Annotated in this window: 19 protein-coding genes; 13 read left to right on the forward strand and 6 right to left on the reverse strand. The window is 68.1% G+C overall.

Features of this window, described 5'->3' with window-relative positions; genetic code table 11:
- The first annotated feature begins 37 nt into the window (after positions 1-37).
- From grxC to EGY25_RS06960, 6 genes are read left to right on the forward strand one after another with little or no spacing between them, the layout of a single operon-like run.
- Positions 38-295, forward strand: coding sequence for a glutaredoxin 3 (gene grxC, locus EGY25_RS06935; protein ID WP_135194295.1), 258 nt, complete (start codon positions 38-40; stop codon positions 293-295).
- A gap of 4 nt (positions 296-299) precedes the next feature.
- Positions 300-1,139, forward strand: coding sequence for a carbon-nitrogen hydrolase family protein (locus EGY25_RS06940; RefSeq protein ID WP_135194296.1), 840 nt, complete (start codon positions 300-302; stop codon positions 1,137-1,139).
- A gap of 7 nt (positions 1,140-1,146) precedes the next feature.
- Positions 1,147-1,581 carry a DUF1178 family protein gene (locus EGY25_RS06945; protein ID WP_135194297.1) on the forward strand — a complete coding sequence of 145 codons (435 nt, stop codon included), beginning with the start codon at positions 1,147-1,149 and terminating at the stop codon, positions 1,579-1,581.
- Between the two features lies 1 nt (position 1,582).
- Positions 1,583-2,404: a helix-turn-helix domain-containing protein gene (locus tag EGY25_RS06950; protein ID WP_135194298.1), complete on the forward strand. Its 822-nt coding sequence runs from the start codon at positions 1,583-1,585 to the stop codon at positions 2,402-2,404.
- 33 nt (positions 2,405-2,437) lie between these two features.
- A complete protein-coding gene (locus EGY25_RS06955) occupies positions 2,438-2,914 on the forward strand; it encodes a DUF6265 family protein (protein WP_135195556.1) in 477 nt (158 codons plus the stop codon).
- Positions 2,869-3,402 carry a GNAT family N-acetyltransferase gene (locus EGY25_RS06960; RefSeq protein WP_135194299.1) on the forward strand — a complete coding sequence of 178 codons (534 nt, stop codon included), beginning with the start codon at positions 2,869-2,871 and terminating at the stop codon, positions 3,400-3,402. The genes EGY25_RS06955 and EGY25_RS06960 overlap by 46 nt, the downstream gene beginning before the upstream one ends.
- On the opposite strand, the gene EGY25_RS06965 is transcribed toward EGY25_RS06960, so the two are convergent.
- Positions 3,399-3,695 carry a hypothetical protein gene (locus EGY25_RS06965; RefSeq protein ID WP_135194300.1) on the reverse strand — a complete coding sequence of 99 codons (297 nt, stop codon included), beginning with the start codon at positions 3,693-3,695 and terminating at the stop codon, positions 3,399-3,401. The genes EGY25_RS06960 and EGY25_RS06965 overlap by 4 nt on opposite strands.
- Before the next feature lie 234 nt (positions 3,696-3,929).
- Here EGY25_RS06965 and typA point away from each other — a divergent pair, with 234 nt between their 5' ends.
- The 5 genes from typA (at position 3,930) to EGY25_RS06990 (ending at position 11,777) form a co-directional block, all read left to right on the forward strand.
- Positions 3,930-5,762: a translational GTPase TypA gene (gene typA, locus EGY25_RS06970; RefSeq protein ID WP_135194301.1), complete on the forward strand. Its 1,833-nt coding sequence runs from the start codon at positions 3,930-3,932 to the stop codon at positions 5,760-5,762.
- A gap of 46 nt (positions 5,763-5,808) precedes the next feature.
- Complete coding sequence (glnD, locus tag EGY25_RS06975) at positions 5,809-8,511, forward strand: [protein-PII] uridylyltransferase (protein WP_135194302.1); 2,703 nt, start codon at positions 5,809-5,811, stop codon at positions 8,509-8,511.
- Positions 8,512-8,548: 37 nt separating this feature from the next.
- Positions 8,549-10,144 carry a murein biosynthesis integral membrane protein MurJ gene (murJ, locus tag EGY25_RS06980; RefSeq protein WP_135194303.1) on the forward strand — a complete coding sequence of 532 codons (1,596 nt, stop codon included), beginning with the start codon at positions 8,549-8,551 and terminating at the stop codon, positions 10,142-10,144.
- Positions 10,145-10,269: 125 nt separating this feature from the next.
- Positions 10,270-11,313, forward strand: a complete 1,044-nt coding sequence (gene trpS, locus EGY25_RS06985) for a tryptophan--tRNA ligase (RefSeq protein ID WP_135194304.1) — start codon at positions 10,270-10,272, stop codon at positions 11,311-11,313.
- Positions 11,313-11,777: an OsmC family protein gene (locus EGY25_RS06990; protein ID WP_135194305.1), complete on the forward strand. Its 465-nt coding sequence runs from the start codon at positions 11,313-11,315 to the stop codon at positions 11,775-11,777. The genes trpS and EGY25_RS06990 overlap by 1 nt, the downstream gene beginning before the upstream one ends.
- Here EGY25_RS06990 and EGY25_RS06995 read toward each other — a convergent pair.
- From EGY25_RS06995 to EGY25_RS07005, 3 genes are read right to left on the reverse strand one after another with little or no spacing between them, the layout of a single operon-like run.
- Positions 11,774-12,715 carry an NAD(P)/FAD-dependent oxidoreductase gene (locus EGY25_RS06995; RefSeq protein ID WP_245159384.1) on the reverse strand — a complete coding sequence of 314 codons (942 nt, stop codon included), beginning with the start codon at positions 12,713-12,715 and terminating at the stop codon, positions 11,774-11,776. The genes EGY25_RS06990 and EGY25_RS06995 overlap by 4 nt on opposite strands.
- Positions 12,693-13,172, reverse strand: coding sequence for an Rrf2 family transcriptional regulator (locus EGY25_RS07000; RefSeq protein WP_135194306.1), 480 nt, complete (start codon positions 13,170-13,172; stop codon positions 12,693-12,695). The genes EGY25_RS06995 and EGY25_RS07000 overlap by 23 nt, the downstream gene beginning before the upstream one ends.
- A gap of 57 nt (positions 13,173-13,229) precedes the next feature.
- Positions 13,230-13,937, reverse strand: a complete 708-nt coding sequence (locus tag EGY25_RS07005; RefSeq protein WP_245159385.1) for a dienelactone hydrolase family protein — start codon at positions 13,935-13,937, stop codon at positions 13,230-13,232.
- A 151-nt stretch (positions 13,938-14,088) separates the two neighbouring features.
- Here EGY25_RS07005 and EGY25_RS07010 point away from each other — a divergent pair, with 151 nt between their 5' ends.
- Together EGY25_RS07010 and EGY25_RS07015 are read left to right on the forward strand one after the other, a co-directional pair.
- On the forward strand, positions 14,089-14,724 hold the full coding sequence (locus tag EGY25_RS07010) for a PadR family transcriptional regulator (RefSeq protein ID WP_135194308.1): 636 nt from the start codon (positions 14,089-14,091) through the stop codon (positions 14,722-14,724).
- A complete protein-coding gene (locus tag EGY25_RS07015; protein WP_135194309.1) occupies positions 14,721-15,521 on the forward strand; it encodes a siderophore-interacting protein in 801 nt (266 codons plus the stop codon). The genes EGY25_RS07010 and EGY25_RS07015 overlap by 4 nt, the downstream gene beginning before the upstream one ends.
- Before the next feature lie 3 nt (positions 15,522-15,524).
- On the opposite strand, the gene EGY25_RS07020 is transcribed toward EGY25_RS07015, so the two are convergent.
- Together EGY25_RS07020 and EGY25_RS07025 are read right to left on the reverse strand one after the other, a co-directional pair.
- Positions 15,525-16,166: an alpha-ketoglutarate-dependent dioxygenase AlkB gene (locus EGY25_RS07020; RefSeq protein ID WP_135194310.1), complete on the reverse strand. Its 642-nt coding sequence runs from the start codon at positions 16,164-16,166 to the stop codon at positions 15,525-15,527.
- Positions 16,129-16,500 carry a hypothetical protein gene (locus tag EGY25_RS07025; protein WP_135194311.1) on the reverse strand — a complete coding sequence of 124 codons (372 nt, stop codon included), beginning with the start codon at positions 16,498-16,500 and terminating at the stop codon, positions 16,129-16,131. The genes EGY25_RS07020 and EGY25_RS07025 overlap by 38 nt, the downstream gene beginning before the upstream one ends.
- Positions 16,501-16,774 lie beyond the last annotated feature (274 nt).

The raw sequence follows: 16,774 nt of genomic DNA on the forward strand, positions 1-16,774 counted from the left end.
TCGCTGCTTGAGGGACATACTGTTCTGGAGACCTGATTTGGCCGACGTCGTCATCTACACCAAGCCCGGCTGCCCCTATTGCTACAGCGCCATGGCGCTGCTGAAGAAGAAGGGCGTCGACTACACCGAGATCGTCGCCTCGAACGATCCCGCCAAGAAGGCCGAGATGGTCGAGAAGTCCGGCGGTCGCATGACCTTCCCGCAGGTCTTCATCGGCGGCCGGCACGTCGGCGGCTCCGACGACGTCCACGCCCTGGATCGCGACGGCAAGCTCGACGCGCTTCTGGCGGCCTGATCCCATGAGCGGCGGGCTCGACATCGCCCTGATCCAGACCCGCACGCCGGCGACGGCGGACGCGGCGCTGGCCCATGTCGAGCCCCTGATCCGCGAGGCGGCGGCGGGCGGGGCCAAGTTCGTCCTGACGCCCGAAGGGACCAATGTCCTGGAACAACGTCGCGACCGTCGCGACGCCGCGATCACGACAGAGGACGCCGATGTCGCCGTGCTGGGTCTGCGCCATCTGGCGGCGGAACTGGGCGTCTGGCTGCTGATCGGTTCGGCCATCGTGCGGTCCGGCCATGCCGGAGACAGCCGCGCCGCCAATCGGTCGCTGCTGATCGACGCAGCCGGCGGGATCGTCGCCCGTTACGACAAGCTGCATGTCTTCGACGTGCACCTGCCGAACGGCGAGACCTATCGCGAGAGCGCGACGGTGCGGCCGGGCGACGGGGCGGCGGTCGCGGACACGCCCTGGGGTCGGCTGGGCCTGACCATCTGCTACGACATCCGCTTTCCCCATCTGCATCGCCAGCTGGCCAAGGCGGGGGCCGCGATGATCGCCGTGCCCGCCGCCTTCACGGCCCCGACCGGCGAGGCGCACTGGGAGACCTTGTTGCGCGCTCGCGCCATCGAGACGGGCGCCTTCGTCCTGGCGCCGGCGCAAGGCGGGCTGCACGAGGACGGTCGCCGCACCTGGGGGCGATCCACCGTCGTCGGACCCTGGGGCGAGATCATCGCCAAGGCGGATCACGACGACCCTTGCATCGTGAAGGCGAAGCTGGACATGGAGGCGGTGGCCCGCGCGCGTGCGGCGGTGCCCGCCCTGACCCACGATCGCGATTTCCTGCCCGCCGTTTGATTGTCCCATGATCCGCTACGCCCTGAAATGCGACCAGGCCCACGACTTCGAGGCCTGGTTCGGCTCCTCGTCCGACTTTGACGACCAGGCGGGACGCGGCTTGGTGGAGTGCCCGTTCTGCGGCTCGCATTCGGTTCAGAAGGCGATCATGGCTCCGGCCGTCAGCGGGGCGCGCAAGGCCGATCCCGCATCCGACATCGCCGCTAAGATGCAGACCGTGATGATGGCCGCGGCCCGCGAGGTGCGCGCCCATGTCGAGGCGAACTTCGACTATGTCGGCGATGCTTTCGCCCGCGAGGCTCGCGACATTCACGAGGGCAGGTCCGAGAAGCGCGAGATCTATGGCGAGGCCACGCCGGCCGAGGTCAGGAAGCTGAAGGACGACGGCGTGCCGGTCTCGGCCCTGCCCGACGCCCCGCCGGACCCGTCCAAGGTCAACTGAAGTGGCCTCGGGGGAGGAACGGTATCAGGAGTTCGCGCCGCCGCCGGCCTTGCGGCCCTTCGTCCGCGTGATCTGGACCTATGCCGCACCCGATCCCTCGCCGACCATCCAACGCATTGCGCCGGACGGCTGTCCCGAACTGATCTTCGACCTGGGCGCCCCCTATGCGGAACAGGGCGACGATGGCGAATTCCGCCTGCAGCCCTCGGCCCTGTTCGCGGGGCAAATGACCCGGCCCCTGGTCATGCGGCCGACCGGCCCGACCGAACTGGTCGCCGTTCGGTTCGAGCCTGACGGGGCACGCGGCTTTCTGGGGCGGCCGCTGAGCGAGGCGACCGACCGGCGGTTGGACATGGTCGCGTGCCTGGCCGGGTTCGTCGCTCCGGCCGGGGATCCGACGGGGCAGGTCGCGGCCATCGCCCGCTGGCTGGACGCGCAGAGGCGTGGCGCGGACTGGACCATCGATCCGGCGATCCGCGCCGAGATCGAAGACGCTGCAGCCGAGCGCCCGGCGCCTGCCCGATCACCGTCCGAGCAACGCGCCCTTCAGCGCCGGTTCGCGGATCGGGTTGGGGTGTCGCCGCGCCTACTGCGTTCGATCTTTCGGTTTCGCCGGGTGTTCGATCATGCCGCGGACCCGGACAGGGCCGAAAGCTGGCTCGCGGCCGGGCTGGAGGCGGGCTATTTCGACCAGCCGCAGATGGCGCGCGACTTCCGACGCTTCCTGGGTTGCACCGCCACCGACTGGGCGCGCGAACAGCATGAGCTGGCCCGCGCCATCGCGTCGCAAACCTACAAGCCGCCACCGCCGCATCCGGTCTAGCTTACGCGCCTCGACTGGAGAGGGATGACGACCATGCTGACCCCGCTGCTTCTCGCCGCCGCCCTGCAGGCGGACCCCACAACGAACCTGCGCCCCGACTTGGGCTGGATGTCCGGCTATTGGCTGTCGTGCGAACCGGGCCGTGAAGTGTCCGAGACCTGGACCGATCCGCGCCTGAACCTGATGCTGGGAACATCCCTGACGGTGCGCGGCGGGCGGGCGGGGTGGGAGCTGTCACGCATCGCGCCGGTCGATCCGACCCCGGCGGCCCCTCTGGCCTATTTCGCGCATCCCGAGGGACAGGCTGCGACCACGTTTCCGGTCATCGCCTCCGGCCCGACCCGCGTCGTTTTCGAACAGGCGGCCGACGACGACTTTCCCAAGCGCGTCGTCTATGAACGCGAGGGCGATGTCCTGAACGCCCGGATCGAAGGCGTGATGGACGGTCAGGAAAGGATCATCCGATGGCGCTTCCAGAAGGCGGAACTGAACGCGCGCTGCCCCAGCTAACCTGGCGGCCCATGCGGCCGAACGACATCGACGCCGTAGTCGAGGTGGCGCGGTTGTCCTTTCCGGATCATTTCGAGGATCGCGCCTGTTTCCAGAACCGGCTGGCGCTGTATCCGCGCGGCTGTTTCGTGTTGGCGGAGAACGACGCTGCGCCCAAAGGCTATTTGATCGCCTATCCGTGGCGGGCCGAGAGCGCGCCGCCGCTGAACACGGTGATCGAGGGCCTGCCGGCCGAACCGGCCCTGATCTATCTGCACGACCTGGCCCTGCATCCCGAGGCGCGAGGCGGCGGGGTCACCGGCGCCATCGTCGAACGGCTGGCGGAACAGGCGGCCGAGGACGGCTGGTCCGCCATCGCCCTGGTCGCGGTCAACGACGCGGTCCGCTTCTGGGCCCGGCACGGTTTCGTGGAGCAGGCGGCCGAAGGGATGGCGGCGAAACTGGCCAGCTACGGGTCCGACGCCCGCTATATGACGAGACTGCTCTAGGGCCGGTTGAGGGCGGTCTGACCGCCCGCTCTCACGAAGTGGGTGCGGTGGGGCTGCGGCAGGGCGTTGTAGGCCCGGCGTCTCATCTCGCGTTCGCAGACCAGCGGATCGCCCACGGCATCAGGCGTCAGGACGGCGCGATGCGCAGCGCACCATTCATGGCTGGCGACCCGTATACGCCCCGCAAGGATCAAGGCTTCGCCCGGTCGAGCCATGTGCAGACCCTGAGCATCGACGCGCATGTCCGGCGCGTCGCCAGCGAGCAGCGCAGCCGCAAGCATAGGTCCCAACATCATCATCTCCGCTTTGAAACCGAGCCTGGATCAGGCTTTTCATGCAGAAGAGACGATGTAGGATGTCATCGGATGCGGCTGAGCAGATGAAATATCGGTAAGCTGGCAATCACTGCTGTGAACGCCCGCTCTGGTGTTTCTGTCCACATGCCTGTAAGAGGCGCGCGCCTCCCGCATGCCTTTTCATGACCAGCGGCCGCCCGTATGCCGGCCGCGCCTTTTCGCGATTATCAAATGAACCTGCGCAACGTCGCCATCATCGCCCACGTCGACCACGGTAAGACGACCCTGGTTGACCAACTGCTCGCCCAGTCCGGCGTCTTCCGAGCCAACGAGGCGCAGACCGAGCGCGCGATGGACTCCAACGACCAGGAAAAAGAGCGCGGCATCACCATTCTGGCCAAGTGCACCTCGGTGCTCTGGAACGGCAAGGCCGGTGAAACCCGCATCAACATCATCGACACCCCCGGCCACGCCGACTTCGGGGGCGAGGTCGAACGCATCCTGGGCATGGTGGACGGCTGCGTCATCCTGGTCGACGCCGAAGAGGGCGTCATGCCCCAGACCAAGTTCGTGCTGACCAAGGCGCTGAAGATGGGTCTGAAGCCCATCCTGTGCATCAACAAGGTCGACCGCGCCCACGCCGATCCCGACCGGGTCCACAACGAGGCCTTCGACCTGTTCGCCGCCATCGGCGCGACGGACGAACAACTGGACTTCCCCCACATCTACGCCTCGGGCCGCAACGGCTGGGCGACGATGGATCTGAACGTCCCGAACGACAACCTGGCCCCGCTGTTCGACCTGATCGTCGACCACGTCCCTGCGCCCAAGGTGCAGGACAACCGCGACAAGCCGTTCCAGATGCTGAACGTGCTGATCGAGTCCGACCCCTTCCTGGGCCGGATCCTGACCGGCCGGATTGAGAGCGGCAAGGCCGTTCCCGGCATGGCGATCCACGCCCTGGACCGTGAAGGCAAGGAAATCGAGCGCGGCCGCATCACCAAGGTTCTGGCCTTCCGCGGCCTGAAGCGTCAGGCCCTGGACGAAGGTTCGGAAGCGGGCGACATCGTCGCCATCGCCGGCATGTCCAAGGCGACCGTGGCCGACACTCTGTGCGCCATGGAAGTGACCGACGCGCTTCCCGCCCAGCCGATCGATCCGCCGACCATCTCCATGACCGTCTCGGTCAACGACAGCCCGCTCGCCGGTCGCGAAGGCGACAAGGTCCAGTCGCGCGTCATCCGCGACCGCCTGCTGAAGGAAGCCGAAGCCAACGTCGCCATCCGCGTCACCACGACCGAAGGCGGCGACGCCTACGAAGTGGCCGGCCGTGGCGAACTGCAGCTGGGCGTTCTGATCGAAAACATGCGCCGCGAAGGCTTCGAGGTCTCGATCTCGCGTCCGCGCGTGGTCTTCCAGGAAGGCCCCAACGGCGAGAAGATGGAGCCCATCGAAGACGTCATGATCGACGTGGACGACGAATTCTCGGGCATCGTCATCGAGAAGCTGTCGGCCCGTAAGGCCGAGATGACCGACATGGGCCCGTCGGGCGCCGGCAAGACCCGCATCAGCCTGAAATGCCCCTCGCGCTCGCTGATCGGCTATCAGGGCGAGTTCCTGACCGATACGCGCGGTTCGGGCGTGCTGAACCGGGTCTTCAGCCACTACGAAGAATACAAGGGCGCGATCGCCGGCCGTCTGAAGGGCGTGTTGATCTCGAACTCGGACGGCGACACCGCCGCCTTCGCCCTGTGGAACCTGGAAGATCGCGGCGTCATGTTCGTCGGCGCCGGCGAGAAGACCTATCAGGGCATGATCATCGGCGAGAACGCACGCTGGGACGACCTGGACGTCAACCCGATCAAGGGCAAGCAACTGACCAACGTCCGCGCCTCCGGCAAGGACGAGGCCGTTCGCCTGACCCCGCCGCGCCAGATGTCGCTGGAACAGGCCATCGCCTATATCGACGACGACGAGCTGGTCGAGGTCACGCCGAAGTCCATCCGCCTGCGCAAGCAGACGCTGAACCCGTCGTTCCGCAAGAAGCGCGTTCGCCCCGAGTAATATCCTCCACTGACGCGAAGGGGGATGCGGCCTATAGGTGGCTGACATGACCGTTTCGCCCAGTCTGGATGACCGCCTTGACGAGGCCGCCCGCGCGGGAGATCCGCGCGCGGCGGTCTCTGTCGTTTTGCGCGAGACCTATGACGCCGCCCGCGCCCGCGCCGAGCGCAAGCTGGACGGCGGCATGAAGGGGCGCGATGTCGCCCGCCTCTACGCCACAGCCGCCGACGACATGCTGGCGAGCCTGTGGCGGGTCGCCACCCAGGTTCTGTTTCCCGTCTCCGCCGTCGAGAGCGAACGGCTGTCCCTGGTGGCGGTCGGGGGTTACGGCCGGGGCGTGCTCGGGCCCTATTCCGATCTGGACCTGCTGTTCCTGCGCCCGGCCAAGGCCACGCCGCGCGGGGAGAGCGTCATCCAGTTCGTCCTCTATGTGCTGTGGGACCTGGGCATCAAGGTCGGGCCGGCGGTGCGGTCGGTCGAGGAATGCCTGACCCTGTCGCGCACCGACATGACGGTGCGGACCACCCTGCTGGAGGCCCGGCATCTGGCGGGCGACGAGCGGCTGTCGGACCTGATGATCGGCCGGTTCCGCGAAATGGTCTCCAAGTCCGACCCGCGACCCTTCATCGCCGCCAAGCTCGAAGAGCGGGCCGTCCGGCATCAGAAGGCGGGCGTGACCCGCTACAAGGTCGAACCCAACGTCAAGGACGGCAAGGGCGGGCTTCGCGACCTGAACACCCTGTACTGGATCGCGCGCTCCCTGGCGCCCGACAGCCGGCTGGGTGCGACGGTGATGGACGAGATGTTCACCTCTCGCGAACGTCGCGCCTCCGACGACGCTTTCGACTTCCTGTGGCGTGTTCGGATCCATCTGCACCTGATCGCGGGACGGGCCGAGGAGAAGCTGACGTTCGACATGCAGCCCGAGGTGGCCCGTCGCATGGGCTGGCAGGGGCGGGGCGACGAGCCGGCGGTCGAACGGTTCATGCGCCGATACTTCCTGGTCGCGCGCGACGTCGGCGCCCTGACCCGCGCCATGTCGGCCAAGCTGGAGGCACGCCACCAGAAGACGGCGCAGGGGCTGTCGCGGCTGATGACTCCGTTCCGGCCCGCCCGTCGCAAGATGGAGGTCGAGGGGTTCTGGGTTGATCAGGGGCGGCTGTCCGTCGAAGGACCGGAGGTGTTCGCCGCCGATCCGGTCAAGCTGCTGACGCTGTTCGTCTGTGCGGATCGTCACGACCTGGACCTGCACCCCGACGCCTTTTCGGCCGTCACCCGGTCGCTGTCGCTGGTGACGCCCCGGCTGCGGCGCGATCCGGCGGCGACGCGGGCCTTTCTGGACATTCTGGCGCATGGCCAGCGGCCCTATCGCGTCCTGACCATCATGAACGAGACGGGCCTGCTGGGTCGGTTCCTGCCCGAATGGGGGCGGATCGTGGGCCAGACCCAGTTCAACATGTACCACGCCTATACGGTGGACGAGCACACGCTGCAGGCCATCGGCATCATCAACGACATCGCACGCGGCAAGCTGAAGGACGACCACCCGCTGGCCACCGAGATCGTCCAGCTGATCTCGGACATGGAAGCCCTGATGCTGGGCATGCTGCTGCACGACGTCGGCAAGGGCGGAGAGCGGGGACAGCTGGAGGACGGCGCCATCGCCGCGCGCCGGGCCTGCGAACGGCTGGGCGTCGATCCGCGCCGTATCGAGCTGGTCGTCTGGCTGGTGCGCAGCCATCTGGCGCTGAGCGACTATGCCCAGAAGCGCGACCTGTCGGACCCCGCCACCATCCGCGCCTTCGCCGAGCTGGTGGGCGATCCCGAACGGCTGCGGATGCTGCTGGTGCTGACCGTCGCCGACATCCGGGCGGTGGGCCCGGGGGTGTGGAACGGCTGGAAGGGGCAGTTGATGCGCACCCTCTACAACCAGGTCGCCGGCCTTTTCCGGGGCGAGGACGTGGCGCGCGAAGACCCGCTGGCGGAGCACCCGGCCTTGGTCGAGCGTGCGCGTCAGACGGGCGCCGCCGCCGAGGCCGCGCCGACCGCCCCCGTCGCAGGGCTGGCGGTCCAGACCACCGAAATCTCCATCGCCGCCGCCGACCGGCCGGGCCTGTTCGCGGACCTGGCCCAGACCATGGCGGCCTTGGGCGCCGACGTGACCGACGCGCGGGTGGCGACGCTGGACGGCGTGGTGCTGGACGTGTTTCGCGTTCAGGATGGGGCGGGTCTGCCCTATGGCCAGGCCGAACCGCGTCGGCTCAAGACCCTGGTCGAGGCGCTGGAGAAGGCGGCGCGCGGCGACGGCCGTATCGGCCAGGCGCCCGATCCGACCGGCAACGCCAGAAAGGCCGCCTTCGAGGTTCGGCCCGTGGTCATGGTCGATCACCACGCCAGCGAGGTCGCCACCGTGGTCGAAGTGTCCTGCGCGGACCGGCCCGGCCTGCTGGCGGCCCTGTCGCGCGTGTTCAACGACGAAGGCCTGAACATCCGCTCCGCCCACGTCGCCAGCTATGGCGAGCGGGCGGTGGACAGCTTCTATGTGGTCGATGGCAAAGGCCGCAAGATTGCGTCCGAACAGAGGATCGCCGAACTGCGCACGGCCCTGGAGGCCGTGCTGGACAGCCGCGCCCCGGCCCCCGCAGGCCGCAAGGTGGCCTCGGCCCGGGCCAGCGCCCGCGACGTCTCCGACCTGGGCCGCCGCAGCCCGCGCGCGAAGCCCGTATCGCCCGGCGAGCAAGCGCGCTAAGCGAAACCCTTCTTTCCGCGCCCTGTCGAATGTCCGCATGAGCCTCGCCCGCAATACCCTGGTGCAGTCGACCCTGACGCTGGGCAGCCGCCTGCTGGGCTTCGGCCGCGATCTGGCCCTGTCGGCCAACTTCGGCCAGGGGGCGCTGATGGACGTTTGGTCCACGGCGCTGATGCTGCCCAACATGTTCCGTCGCCTGTTCGCCGAGGGCGCCTTCGCCCAGGCCTTCGTGCCGGTCTATGGCGGGGTCAAGACGCGCGAGGGCGACGAGGCCGCAGCCGTCACGGCCTCGGAGGCCATGTCCTTCATGTTCGCCGTGGTCGCGGCCTTCTGCATCCTGCTGCAGGTCGCCATGCCGTGGATCGTGCCCCTGCTGCTGTCGGCCTGGAAGGACGACGCCGAGGTCATGCGCGTCGGGGTGATCGCCACCCAGCTGGCCATGCCCTATCTGGCCTGCATGACCATCGCCTCCCTGCTGTCGGGGGTGTTGAACACCGGCGGTCGGTTCGCCCTGTCGGCGGCGGTGCCGGTCTTTCTGAATCTCTGCACCCTGGCGCCGCTGTTGGGCGGCTTCTTGTTGCCGGTCTCGCCCGCCATGGTCTTGCTGGCCACCAGTGCGGCGGTCACCGTCTCGGGGGTGATCCAGGCCGGCCTCCTGTGGTGGGGCGTGCGGCGTCTGGGCGTGAAGCTGAAGCTGGGCCTGCCGCGCCTAACCCCGAACGTGAAACGCGCCCTGGCCCTGGCCGTGCCCGGCGCCATGGCCGGCGGGGCCATGCAGGTCAACTCGGTCGTGTCCCAGGTTCTGGCCGGCTCGGACGCCGGCGCTCGCTCGGTCCTCTACAACGCCGACCGCCTTTACCAACTGCCGCTGGGCCTGGTCGGGGTCGCCATCGGTCTGGCCCTGGTGCCGCGCCTGACCCGCGCCTTCGTTTCCGGCGATCACGAGGGCGGTCAGAAGACGCTGGACGACGGCATCAACCTGGCCATGGCCTTCACCCTGCCCGCCGCCGTGGCCCTGTTCGTCATCCCCTTCTTCATCATCGACGCGACGGTGACGCGCGGCGCCTTCACCAGCGCCGACGCCGCCCGAACCGCCGACGTGTTGCGGCAGTTCGCCTGGGGCGTGCCGGCCTTCGTGCTGGCCAAGGTCCTGACCCCGCCCTTCTTCGCCCGAGAGGACACGCGCCGGCCGATGTATTTCGCGGTCACCGCCGTGATCATCACCGTGGTCCTGGGGTCCGGCCTGTTCTTCTGGTTCCGCGCCCAGGGCTGGGACGGCGTGCTGGGCCTGGCCATCGCCACCAGCGTCTCGGCCTGGGTCAATGTCGGCCTGCTGGCCGGCGTCCTGATCCACGAGAACGCCTGGCGACCCTCCCCCGCCTTCGTCTCGCGCATCGCCCGTGTCCTGGCGGCAAGCGCGGTCATGGCCGGCCTGCTGCTGTTGGCCAGCATAAACTATGGCCTGCTGAGCCGGATTTTGCTGGCCAAAGAGATCGCTGTCCTCGTCGTCTGCGGCCTGGGCGCCGCGGCCTATGGCGTCTGCCTCTTTGCCTTCCGCGCCGTCACCCTGTCTGAGCTGAAGGCGACGCTGCGACGCGAGCCAGGCGGCGGCGCGGTCTCCGGTCTGGACTGACAGACGGGGAACCGATAAGCGCGAGGCCATGACGACCTCGGGCCTGATTTCCGACCGGCGATGGCGCGGCTGAACCGCCGCCGCCTTCACCACGCCTGCCTTTCGACCTTCCGAGACCCGACCCCATGACCGACCAGACCCCAGCCGTTGCGACATACGACGGCCCGCGCCGCATCCTGTCCGGCATCCAGGCTTCCGGCGCGCTTCACCTGGGCAACTATCTCGGCGCCCTGAAGCGGTTCGTCGAACTGCAGGACCAAGGCGCGCCCGTCTTCGTCTTCGTCGCCGACATGCACGCCATCACAGTCTGGCAGGATCCGGCCAAGCTGGCCGCCCAGACGCGCGAGATCGCCGCCGCCTATCTGGCCTCGGGCCTGGACCCGGCGAAATCGATCATCTTCCCGCAATCCGCCGTGCGCGCCCACGCTGAACTGGCCTGGATCTTCAACTGCGTCGCCCGCCTGGGCTGGCTGGACCGGATGACCCAGTTCAAGGAGAAGTCGGGCAAGCACAAGGAGCGGGCCTCGGTCGGCCTCTACACCTATCCCGTGCTCCAGGCGGCCGACATCCTGCTGTACAAGGCGACCGAGGTGCCGGTCGGCGAGGATCAGAAACAGCATCTGGAACTGACCCGCGATATCGCCGCCAAGTTCAACAACGACTTTGGCGTCCCCGGCTATTTCCCCGTGCCCGAGCCCATCATCCAGGGGCCGGCGACGCGCGTCATGTCCCTGCGCGACGGGGCGGCCAAGATGTCCAAGTCGGACCCGTCCGACAACAGCCGCATCAACCTGACCGACGACGCGGACGCCATCGCGTCAAAGATCAAGCGCGCCAAGACCGATCCCGAACCGCTGCCGGAAACCCTGGACGGTCTGAACGACCGGCCCGAGGCCAAGAACCTGGTCGCCATCTACGCCGCCCTGGCCGGCCTGACCCGCGAACAGGTGATCGAACAGTTCGGCGGCCAGGGCTTCGGCGCCTTCAAGCCGGCGCTGGCGGACCTGGCGGTGTCGTCGCTGGCGCCCGTGACGGCCGAGATGCGCCGCCTGATGGACGATCCGGCCGAGATCGACCGCGTGCTGAAGGACGGGGCCGAACGCGCCGCCGCCGTCGCCGATCCGGTGGTGGACGAGGTCAAGAAGATCGTCGGCTTCTGGAGGGCGTAGTGGGCGTTTACGAAGCCAAGATTGCGTGGAGCCGGGGCGACCAGCCCTTCCTGGACAAGCGCTACAGTCGCGCCCATTCCTGGACCTTCGATGGCGGCGCGGTGGTGCCGGGGTCATCGGCGCCGTCCAGCGTGCCCTTGCCGATGTCCGACGCCTCGGCGGTCGATCCGGAGGAGGCGATGATCGCCTCCCTATCCAGCTGTCACATGCTGTGGTTCCTGGCCTTCGCCGCCAACGCCGGCCTAGTGGTCGACAGCTATGTGGACGAGGCCTCGGGCAAGATGGGCAAGAACGAGAACGGCAAGCGCTACCTCGCCGAGGTGACGCTGCGCCCCTTCACCAGCTTCTCCGGTCGCGAACCGGACCAGACCGAGATCGACGCCCTGCACCACCAGGCCCACGACCACTGCGAAATGGCCCATTCGGTCCGCGCAACCATCACGGTCGAGGCGACCATTGGCTAGGCGGCGACCGCCGTCTCCTCCTCGATCAGGGAGCGGAACAGGCCGTGGGCGGCGATCATGCCGTCCGATGTGGCCAGGGTGATGTTGGACGCGGCTCGCGCCAGGTCGCCGGCGGCGAAGACGCCCGGCTGGGTCGTCGCCTGCATGGCGTCCACCTTGATCACCCGGCCCATCGGCGTGTCGGTCATCTCGCAGCCCAGATGTTCGGCGAACGGACTGGCGACGCGGACGCTGGCCCCGACGAAGATGGCCTTCAGCTCCACGAACCGCCCGTCGGTCAGCCGCGCGCCGGTCAGGGTCGGGGCCTCGCCCTCCAGCCGGGCGATGGGGGTGGTCTCGATAGTCACGCCGCGCCGGTACAGCAGATGGGCGTCCTCGGGTGACAGGCCGACGTCCAGATCCATAAACAGGGTCACCTGGCCCCATTCCGCGACGATGGCGGCGTACTGGACCGCATGGTCGCCCCGGCCAAGCACGCCGATGGGACCGCCCCCGATCTCGTAGCCGTGGCACCAGGGGCAGTGCAGGGCGGTGCGACCCCAGCGTTCCTTCACGCCCGGAATATCGGGCAGCACGTCCTCGACCCCATGCGACAGCAGAAGCCGGCGACCCTGAGTCCGCGTACCGTCGGCGAAGGCGACCGAGAATCCGCCGTCGATCCGCTCGACCGCGACCGCCTCGGCCATGCGGAAGGCGGCGGTGGGATAGGCCGCGACCTGGGACCGCGCCGTCGCCGTGATCTCCGCACCCGGTCGGCCGTCGTTGGCCAGGACGCCATGGGCGCGGGCGGCGAAGCGGTTGCGCGGCCTTCCGTCGTCGATGACCAACACACGGCGACGGGCGCGGACCAGCTGCTGGGCGGCGGACAGGCCGGCATAGGAGCCGCCGATGATCAGGGCGTCGTGCGGCATGGGTTCAGCCTTCGTGGCGATGGGCATGGAACAGGTCTCTCTTTGGATGGGCGGCCAATCGGCGCGAAAAGTCCGCCGCCAGATCCGCCAGGGTGATGTCGTTCAACCGCGCGACCAGCAGGGCGCGGGCGGCGGCGTAGGTCTCGCCCAGCGCGTCGTTGACCGCCGCCTCGACCAGGCAGCCGTCGGCCTCGACCGGCGGGGTTTCGGGAAACAGGCCGGGCTCGCCCAAGGCCGTGTTGACCTGGCCCAGGGTCACTTGATCCAGCGGCCGGGCCAGCCGCCAGCCGCCGCCATGGCCTTTTTCCGAGGCCACCAGCCCCTGTTCGCGCAGGCCCGCCATGGTCCGGCGCACCACGACCGGATTGGTCGCCAGGCAGACGGCAAGCTGGTCCGAGGTCATGGGCGCCCCGGTCCGCGTCTCGTGCTCGGCCATGTGGAGCAGGGCGTGCAGGATGTTGGAGAGGCGGGAATCTCTTTTCATGTAACTTCAATTGTTACGTGAGGGGCCGCACGTCAAGACAGGCTTTCGAGATTCTTTTCAGACGTGAGGGGCGACGTCGGTCAGGAAGGCGCGGAAGCGGCGCAGGGCTTCTTCGGTCAAGTCCGGGTCGTGGCGCATCGGGCCGTTGTTGGTCGGCTCGTCGAAGGCGTGGGTGCCGACGGCGACCCAGCTCTCGACCTCGGCTCCGCAGTTGCGGATCATGGCGTTGACCTGTTCGGCGTTGCGCTGCGTCGTCAGGTGATCGCGCTTGCAGGTGACGGCCAGCACCCTGGGGCAATGCCGCCAGGGCTTCATCCGGTTGAAGGCGAACGGGCCGATATAGGGATACATCAGCCAGACGGCGCGGACTCCCGAAAGGTCGGCGTCGCCAGGGTTCGTGACGCCCATGGTGTTGGGCAGCGGCTCTGCGCTCATCATTTCCATGATCGACCAACCGCCATGGCTCCAGCCGCCGAGGGTCACTTGCGTTTCGTCCACATCCGGCCGGGCCGAGATCCCCTGGATCGCCGCCAGCACGTCACCGGCCCGCTCGTAGCCCCGGAATGAGAGGCCGGTGCAGACCGCCGTCAGGGTGAAGGCCCGCCCCCAGCCGCGGGGAGCATAGGAATCGACGATGAAGGCCCGCCAACCTGCGGCCTTGGCCGCCGCGGCGTAGCGGGGCAGGTGGTCGCGCAGGCCGCCGCAGCCGTGGAACAGCAGCACCGCCGGCCGGGGCCTGTCGTCGTCAGGGCCCACGACGGTCATGTGGGGTTCGAGGCGGGCCCAACGGCGCTTGAGGTCGTCCATCCCCGATTTACGCCGCAGCTTGCGCCCGAACGCCAGCCCCCTCTTGCAGATTTCGTCATTCAGATATATCTAATCGCTCATGAATAGATATATCGAAAAGGAATCGATCATGAGGTCCAAGGGGATCTTTCAAGGACGCCGCGACGGATGCGGCGAAAAACACGGTCATCATGGCGGCTTCGGCCATGCTTTCGGCAGAGACATGCGAGGCGGACGCGGCGCGGACTTCGGTCCCGGCTGGGAAGGGGGCGAGGCGCGGGGACGCGGTCACGGCCATGGCCGGCGCGGCGGTGGTCGCCTGTTCGATCACGGCACGCTTCGCTGGGTGCTGCTGTCTCTGATCGCTGAGAAGCCCAGCCACGGCTACGAACTGATCAAGGCGGTCGAGACGAGACTGGGCGGCGCCTATTCGCCCAGCCCCGGCGTCATCTACCCCAGCCTGACCCTGCTTGAGGAAATGGGCGCGCTGGAATCCGAGGCGCAGGGCGGCAAGAAACTGTATTCAATCACAGGCCCCGGCCGCGCCCTGCTGGCCGAGAACGAGGACATCCTGCGCGCCGCCGAGGCGACCATGGACAAGTTCGCCGCACGCGCCCTGCGTCCGACCGCCATTCAGGACGCCATCGGTCGCCTGCGCCACACGATCCACGGCCGTCTGACGGGCGAGACCGCCCTGACCGAGGCCCAGGTCCAGGCCATCGCCGGCATCCTGGCCGAGGCCGCCGACAGGGTCGAAAAGGCATGAGCGTACGTGAAGCCCGCCGCGTTCGGCACGAACTGAAGTTTCGCACCCTGTCGGTGGTCGAGGTCGAGCCCCTGACTCCGACGCTGAAACGGATCGTGCTGGGCGGCGACGACCTGACCGGCTTCGTCAGCGCCGGGTTCGACGACCACGTGAAGATCTTTCCCGTGCGGGACGGAGAGGCCGCGGTTCTGCCGACGCCAGGGCCGGACGGGCCGGTCTTTCCCGAGCCCCGGCCGGTCGCGCGCGACTATACGCCCCGCGCCTATGATCCCGCGACCAACCGACTGACGATCGACTTCGTCATCGGTCATGGCGGACCGGCGACGGAGTGGGCCGAGGCGGCGACGGTAGGAAGCGTCATGGGTGTCGGCGGGCCGCGCGGCTCCTTCGTCGTGCCGACCGACTATGCCGATCATGTGCTGATCGGCGACGAGACGGCGCTGCCGGCCATAGCGCGTCGGCTGGAGGAGCTGCCTGCCGGTGTGCGCGTCCTGACGGTGGTCGAGGTCGAAGACGCGGCCTCGCGTCTGGCCTTCACGACCCGCGCGGACCTGACCCAGATCTGGGTCGAGCGGACAGGCGCTCGCGGACAGGCCGATACCCTGATCGAGGCCGCGTCTGCAGCGGCGGCCGAGGTCTCACGCGACGACGCCTATGTGTGGATCGCGGCGGAATCCCAAGTCGCCAAGGCCTTGCGTGTGGCCCTGATCGCTATGGGCTTCGATCCGAAGGCGATGAAGGCGGCGGGCTACTGGCGTCTGGGCGATGTCGGCGCCCATGAGGTGATCGACGGCTGAGGCTCAAGCCCCCGCGCAGCGCAGGGTCAGATTCAGACGCCCGCCATCGGGGATCAGGCGCGACGAGCCCTCCAGCACGCGGTCGATCCCGTGCCGGGCCAGTCGCGCCGGGCCGGTCAGGGCGCAGACGTCGCCGCTTTCCAGCTTCAAGGTCGTGGTGCGCCCGCCCTCCGCCGCGCCGATGCGGAACATGGCCGTATCGCCCAGCGACACCGAAAGCACCGGCGCGCCGAGATCGGCCTCGTCGCGATCCTGATGCAGGCCCATCTTCGCCCCCTCGCGATACAGGTTGACCAGACAGGCGTCCGGCGGCGCGGGCCAGCCCACAGTGGCGGCCCACAAATCCAGCAGAACCTGCGGGATCTGTGGCCAAGGCCTTTTTGTTTCGGGATGGGTCGCCTGATAGCGATAGCCGCCATGATCCGAGACCCAGCCCAGCGGCCCGAAATTGCTCATTCGCACCGAAAAGGGCCGGCCGCCCGGCGTGGTCGGTCGATAGAGCGGGGCCTGATCCAGCCGCGCGAACACCTCGGCGACCAGATCGGCCTGCGCCGCCGCATCGAACGCTCCCGGCCACAGCCGAAAGCCCTCGACAGCGGTCTTCACCTCAGCGGGTGTAGCTGTATTCGCCGATTTCGCAGACATTGATGCGTGAACGGGTCAGTTCCTCGCCGTTGGTGAACTCGGCCTTGAAGTCATAGATGCAGGCGCCCGAGCCGTCATCGATATTGATGCGCACATTCTGCCCGTTTTCCAGCACGTCGTCGCCCAGGATGTCCTCTTCCCAGTCGTCCTTGCGCGAGTCCGACGCATAGAAGCGCAGCATGGTCCAGCCGGTGCGGTTCTTGATGGTGACGTGGCGGTCGTAACCGTCGCGCGACTGAACCGTCGGCGCCGTCGCGGGCGGCGGTGCGGCCGCCGCGCCTGCTCCGATCAGAACGGCCATGGCGACCGCTGCCTTGAGCATGGTCTTGATCATTGTTTCCTCTCCCTTCCTTGATCGCGATCCCCTGAGCGCGACGAAAATTCTTATGCCGCACAATCGCGGGCCTCGCATCTTCGAATTTCGTCGTTCTGCGAAAGGGGTTGAATCGCAGAACGCCCTTGCAGGCGGGGGGGATTTTCCCATATCGGGGCCAGCTTCGGAGAAACCCCGCGAAACTTGGGGCTATCCAGCCTGATCCACGCCAACCCAACCGGGGGCGGTCACGCGCGGCGCTTCTTCGAAGGCCGCCGCATCGCCCGCTGAACGA

The sequence above is a fragment of the Brevundimonas intermedia genome, assembly GCF_004614235.1.
GTDB classification, from domain to species: domain Bacteria; phylum Pseudomonadota; class Alphaproteobacteria; order Caulobacterales; family Caulobacteraceae; genus Brevundimonas; species Brevundimonas intermedia_A.

Excerpts from the sequence above, each read along its gene's own strand:
- EGY25_RS06945 (WP_135194297.1), top strand. The coding sequence starts at position 1,147 with ATGATCCGCTACGCCCTGAAATGCGACCAGGCCCACGACTTCGAGGCC.
- EGY25_RS07005 (WP_245159385.1), bottom strand. The coding sequence starts at position 13,937 with ATGACCGTCGTGGGCCCTGACGACGACAGGCCCCGGCCGGCGGTGCTG.
- EGY25_RS06960 (WP_135194299.1), top strand. The coding sequence starts at position 2,869 with ATGGCGCTTCCAGAAGGCGGAACTGAACGCGCGCTGCCCCAGCTAACC.
- EGY25_RS06995 (WP_245159384.1), bottom strand. The coding sequence starts at position 12,715 with ATGCCCATCGCCACGAAGGCTGAACCCATGCCGCACGACGCCCTGATC.
- EGY25_RS07010 (WP_135194308.1), top strand. The coding sequence starts at position 14,089 with ATGAGGTCCAAGGGGATCTTTCAAGGACGCCGCGACGGATGCGGCGAA.
- EGY25_RS06955 (WP_135195556.1), top strand. The coding sequence starts at position 2,438 with ATGCTGACCCCGCTGCTTCTCGCCGCCGCCCTGCAGGCGGACCCCACA.
- trpS (WP_135194304.1), top strand. The coding sequence starts at position 10,270 with ATGACCGACCAGACCCCAGCCGTTGCGACATACGACGGCCCGCGCCGC.
- EGY25_RS06940 (WP_135194296.1), top strand. The coding sequence starts at position 300 with ATGAGCGGCGGGCTCGACATCGCCCTGATCCAGACCCGCACGCCGGCG.
- EGY25_RS07015 (WP_135194309.1), top strand. The coding sequence starts at position 14,721 with ATGAGCGTACGTGAAGCCCGCCGCGTTCGGCACGAACTGAAGTTTCGC.
- EGY25_RS07020 (WP_135194310.1), bottom strand. The coding sequence starts at position 16,166 with ATGTCTGCGAAATCGGCGAATACAGCTACACCCGCTGAGGTGAAGACC.
- EGY25_RS07025 (WP_135194311.1), bottom strand. The coding sequence starts at position 16,500 with ATGATCAAGACCATGCTCAAGGCAGCGGTCGCCATGGCCGTTCTGATC.
- EGY25_RS06965 (WP_135194300.1), bottom strand. The coding sequence starts at position 3,695 with ATGTTGGGACCTATGCTTGCGGCTGCGCTGCTCGCTGGCGACGCGCCG.
- murJ (WP_135194303.1), top strand. The coding sequence starts at position 8,549 with ATGAGCCTCGCCCGCAATACCCTGGTGCAGTCGACCCTGACGCTGGGC.
- typA (WP_135194301.1), top strand. The coding sequence starts at position 3,930 with ATGAACCTGCGCAACGTCGCCATCATCGCCCACGTCGACCACGGTAAG.
- EGY25_RS07000 (WP_135194306.1), bottom strand. The coding sequence starts at position 13,172 with ATGAAAAGAGATTCCCGCCTCTCCAACATCCTGCACGCCCTGCTCCAC.
- glnD (WP_135194302.1), top strand. The coding sequence starts at position 5,809 with ATGACCGTTTCGCCCAGTCTGGATGACCGCCTTGACGAGGCCGCCCGC.